Raw genomic sequence first — 4,398 nt, 5'->3', positions numbered from 1 at the left:
GGTGATGTGGTGCGGTGGGGTGTGGGTGGGCAGTTGGAGTATCTGGGGCGTGCGGATGATCAGGTGAAGATTCGTGGGTTCCGGATCGAGCCGGGTGAGGTGCGGGCGGCGTTGACCGCCCATCCCGATATCGCCCAGGCCGTGGTCACCACCCACCAGACCGACGACGCCGACCAACGCCTCATCGCCTACGTCGTGCCGGCCGCGCGGGACGACTTCTCCGCCGCGCGCGTGCGTGCCGCGCTGGAGGAGCGCCTGCCCTCGTACATGATCCCCTCCAGCATCACGCCCATCGACGCGGTCCCACTCACCCACAACGGAAAGATCGACTACCGGGCCCTGCCCGCCCCCGAGGCCTTCGCCGGCCAGGACGGGCGGGCGCCCCGCACCGACCGCGAGGATCTGCTGTGTCAGCTGTTCGCCGACATCCTCGGACTGGCCCGCGTCGGCATCGACGACAACTTCTTCCACCTCGGCGGTCACTCGCTCCTGGCCACGAGGCTGATCAGCCGCGTCCGGACCGCCCTCGGCGTGGAGATACCCCTTCGCACCCTCTTCGCGCACCCCACCGTCGCCGAGCTGACGCCCCTGCTCGACGGCGCCCCGCGCGGACAGGCTCCGCTGCGTCCCGCCGAGCGGCCGGAACGGCTGCCGCTGTCGTTCGCCCAGCGGCGGCTGTGGTTCCTGCATCAGCTGGAAGGCCCCTCGGCCACCTACAACATCCCCTTCGCCGTACGGCTGACCGGGCAACTCGACCATCAGGCGCTGGACGCCGCGCTCAACGACGTCATCACCCGCCACGAGACCCTGCGCACCGTCTTCCCCGACACCGGCGACGGCCCCTGCCAGCACATCCTGGACGCGCAACACCTCCCCAGCCCTCTGCGGACGCGGCGGATCGAGGAGAAGGACCTCCGCCAGGCCGTCGACGCCGTCGCGGGCCACGCGTTCGACCTCGCAACCGAGATCCCGGTCCGCGCCTGGCTGTTCTCGCTGAGCGCCGCCGAGTCCGTGCTGGTGCTGGTGGTGCATCACATCGCGGGTGATGGGTGGTCGGTGGGTCCGCTGGCGCGGGATCTGGCGGCGGCGTATGCGGCTCGGTGTGCGGGTGGGGAGCCGGTGTGGGAGCCGTTGCCGGTGCAGTACGCGGATTACACCCTGTGGCAGCGGGAGTTGCTGGGCGAGGAGCAGGATCCGGAGAGCCGTTTCAGCCGGCAGTACGCCTACTGGGCCGAGCAGCTCGCCGACCTGCCCGAGCAGGTCACCCTCCCGGCCGACCGCCCCCGCCCCGCCGCGCTCTCCCACCACGGCCGCGTCGACGCATTCGACTTCGACGCCGACCTCCACCGCGCCATCTTCGACCTGGCCCGCTCGACCGGCACCACCGTGCACATGGTCCTCCACGCGGCGTTGGCGGCCCTGCTCACCCGGCTCGGCGCGGGCACGGATATCCCGATCGGCACGGGCGTGGCCGGACGCACCGACGACGACCTGAGCGAACTCGTCGGATTCTTCGTCAACATCCTGGTCCTGCGCACGGATACATCCGGAAATCCGACCTTCTCCGAACTGCTCGCACAGGAGCGCGAGACCAGCCTCGCGGCGTACGCCCACCAGGACATCCCGTTCGAGGCCCTCGTCGAGAGGCTCAACCCGCAGCGGTCCACCGCCCACCACGCCCTCTTCCAGATCGCGCTCGTTCTGCAGAACAGCGAGCGGTCCTCATTCGACCTGCCCGGCCTCACGGCCCGCCCCCAAACGGTCGATCCGGGAATCTCCCGCTACGACCTCTTCCTCAGCGTGGAGGAGAGGCACGATGCGGCCAACGCACCCTGCGGCCTGACGATTCAGGCCGAGTACGCCACCGATCTCTTCGAGCCCCAGACGATCCAGAGGGCCGTCGCCCGGTGGGAACGCCTGCTGCGCGCCCTGGTGAGCGACCCGGAGCAGCGCATCGGTGAGGTGGGGCTGATCAGCGACGAGGAGCAGCAGTGGCTCCTCGCCCAGACCGCCACCACCGCACCTCCCGCCCTTCCCCCCGCGACCCTGCCCGGCCTCTTCGAGGATCGGGCCCGAGAGCACCCGGACGCCCCGGCCGTCACCGACGACCGGCACACCTGGTCCTACGGAGAGCTGAACGCGCGGGCGAATCGGGTCGCCCACTGGCTGATCGGCCTGGGCATCGGCCCGGAGCGGGTGGTCGGCGTGGCCATGCCGCGCTGTGCCGAGCAGGTCGCGGTGGTGCTCGGCATCGTGAAGGCCGGGGCCGCCTACCTGCCCATCGACCCGGACTACCCGACCGAACGGATCAGCTACCTCGTCACCGACTGCCGCCCCGCGCTGGTCTTCACGACGGACGGAATGGCGGAGCGGCTGCCGGAGCGGCTGCCCGCTCGGGTGGTCGTCACCGACGCACCGGAGTTCGCAGCGGTGTGGGAGCACGGCGTCTCGGCCGATCCCACCGACGCCGACCGCGTGGCCCGGCTGGATCCGGCGCACGTGGCGTATGTGATCTACACGTCCGGTTCGACGGGCCGGCCGAAGGGTGTCGCGGTCTCGCACGCGGGTGTGGCTGGTCTGCGGGCGGTGCATGCGGACGGGCTCGGTGCCGGGTTGGGCGCGCGGGTCGTGCAGTTCGCGTCGGCGAGTTTCGATGCGGCGGTGTGGGAGCTGATCATGGCGCTGACCACCGGCGGCGCCCTGATCCTGCCGCGGCAGCGGCGGCTGGTGGGCGAGGAACTGGTGGCGGTGCTGGCCGATCGCGAGGTCAGCCACGCGACCCTGCCGCCCTCGGTTCTGGCCACTCTGCCGCCCGACGCGCCCCAGACCCTCGCCGGGCTGCGGGTGGTGGTTGTGGCGGGGGAGGCCTGTCCGCCGGATCTGGTGGCGGCGTGGGCACCGGGGCGGCGCTTCGTCAACGCCTACGGCCCGACGGAGACGACGGTGTGCGCCTCCATCAGTGCTCCCCTGACCTCCGGCGGTCACGCACCCATCGGCGGCCCGGTGCCCGGCACCCGCCTGCACGTTCTCGACGAACACCTCAACCCCGTACCACCTGGCGTTCCCGGGGAGCTGTATGTCGCTGGCCCCGCCCTCGCTCGTGGCTACCTGCATCGGCCGGGTTTGACGGCGGCGCGCTTTGTGGCTGATCCGTTTGGTGTGCCGGGGTCGCGGATGTATCGCACGGGTGATGTGGTGCGGTGGGGTGTGGGTGGGCAGTTGGAGTATCTGGGGCGTGCGGATGATCAGGTGAAGATCCGTGGGTTCCGGATCGAGCCGGGCGAGGTGCGGGCGGCGTTGACCGCCCATCCCGATATCGCCCAGGCCGTGGTCACCACCCAACAGGCGGGCAATGCCGACCAACGCCTCATCGCCTACGTCGTGCCGGCCGCGCGGGACGACTTCTCCGCCGCGCGCGTGCGTGCCGCGCTCGAGGAGCGGCTGCCCTCGTACATGGTCCCGTCCGGCATCACGCCGGTTGACGCGATTCCGTTGACCCCGAACGGGAAGGTCGACTACCGGGCGTTGCCCGCTCCTGATGTCGTTTCTGGTGGGGAGGGGCGGGCGCCTCGGACGGCTCGGGAGGAGATTTTGTGTGGTCTCTTCGCCGATGTGCTGGGGGTGGATCGGGTCTCGATCGATGACAACTTCTTCCATGTGGGGGGTCATTCGCTTCTGGCGACGAAGTTGATCAGCCGGATCCGTGCGGTGCTGGATGTGGAGGTGTCGCTGCGGGGTTTCTTCGGTCATGCGTCGGTGGCGGAGCTGGGGCCGTTGCTGGATGGCGCGGGGTCGGGGCAGGCTCGGCTGGGGCGGAGGGTGCGGCCGGAGAGGTTGCCGTTGTCGTTCGCGCAGCGGCGGTTGTGGTTCCTGCATCAGCTGGAGGGGCCGTCGGCGACGTACAACATGCCGTTCGTGCTGCGGCTGACCGGCGAGCTGGACCATCAGGCGCTGGAAGCCGCGCTCAACGACGTCATCACCCGCCACGAAACCCTCCGCACCACCTTCCGTGCGGGTGATCAGGGTCCCTACCAGCATGTGGTGAACGCCGAAGAGGTGGACGCCCGGCTGAGCGTGCGGCATGTCGATGCGGGCGCGCTGGATGAGGCGCTGGCGGACGCGGCCCGGTACGGGTTCGTTCTGGCCGAGGAGATCCCTGTTCGTGCCTGGCTTTTCGTGACCGGGCCGAGGCAGGCGACTCTTGCGTTGGTGGTGCATCACATCGCGGGTGATGGGTGGTCGGTGGGTCCGCTGGCGCGGGATCTGGCCGTGGCGTACGGGGCTCGGTGTGCGGGTGGGGAGCCGGTGTGGGAGCCGTTGCCGGTGCAGTACGCGGATTACACCCTGTGGCAGCGGGAGTTGCTGGGCGAGGAGCACGATCCGGAGAGCCGTTTCAGC

General features: G+C 70.4%; 1 protein-coding gene. It reads left to right on the top strand.

The window, feature by feature from the left end:
• Positions 1–63: 63 nt before the first annotated feature.
• Positions 64–4,398: amino acid adenylation domain-containing protein (locus ACTWQH_RS32490; protein WP_443290409.1), on the top strand; the 4,335-nt coding region annotated here is incomplete at its 3' end.

The sequence above is a fragment of the Streptomyces sp. 6N223 genome (genome assembly GCF_052246635.1).
Classification (GTDB): domain Bacteria; phylum Actinomycetota; class Actinomycetes; order Streptomycetales; family Streptomycetaceae; genus Streptomyces.
The sequence above is the reverse complement of the archived record's forward strand: the minus strand, read 5'-3'. Positions and strand labels throughout refer to the sequence as shown.